Origin of the sequence: Halomonas borealis (assembly GCF_004798905.1) — a bacterium.
GTDB lineage: Bacteria > Pseudomonadota > Gammaproteobacteria > Pseudomonadales > Halomonadaceae > Halomonas > Halomonas borealis.
This window is the reverse complement of sequence record NZ_SDMO01000033.1, coordinates 1-430: the sequence shown is the minus strand read 5'-3', so window position 1 is coordinate 430 and position 430 is coordinate 1. Positions and strand designations below refer to the sequence as shown.

Annotated in this window: 1 protein-coding gene; it reads left to right on the top strand. The window is 70.0% G+C overall.

The window, feature by feature from the left end; all coding sequences use genetic code 11:
• The coding region (locus ETC07_RS14985) for a pyruvate kinase (protein ID WP_240724687.1) at positions 1 to 430 on the top strand (430 nt) is incomplete at both ends.

Sequence of the window (430 nt, the reverse complement as noted above, 5' to 3'; positions counted from 1 at the left end):
GCGCCGCTGCCGACCCGCGCCGAGGTGTTCGACGTGGCCAACGCGGTGCTCGACGCCACCGACGCGGTGATGCTGTCTGCCGAGACCGCCGCCGGCGACTTCCCGGTGGAGACCGTGGAAGCCATGGCACGGGTGTGCCTGGGCGCCGAGCGCGAACGCATCGCCCAGGAATCCGGGCACCGCATCCACGAGGGCTTCTCGCAGGTCGACGAGACCATCGCCCTGTCGGCCATGTATGCCGCCAACCACCTGTCGGGGGTGGCCGCCATCGCCTGCATGACCGCCACCGGCTACACGCCGCTGATCGCCTCGCGGATCCGTTCGGGGCTGCCGATCGTCGGGTTGGCGCACAGCCCCGTCGCCCAACGGCGCATGGCGTTGTATCGTGGGGTGATCTCGCTACCCTTCGATACCAGCGAGATGACCGCCT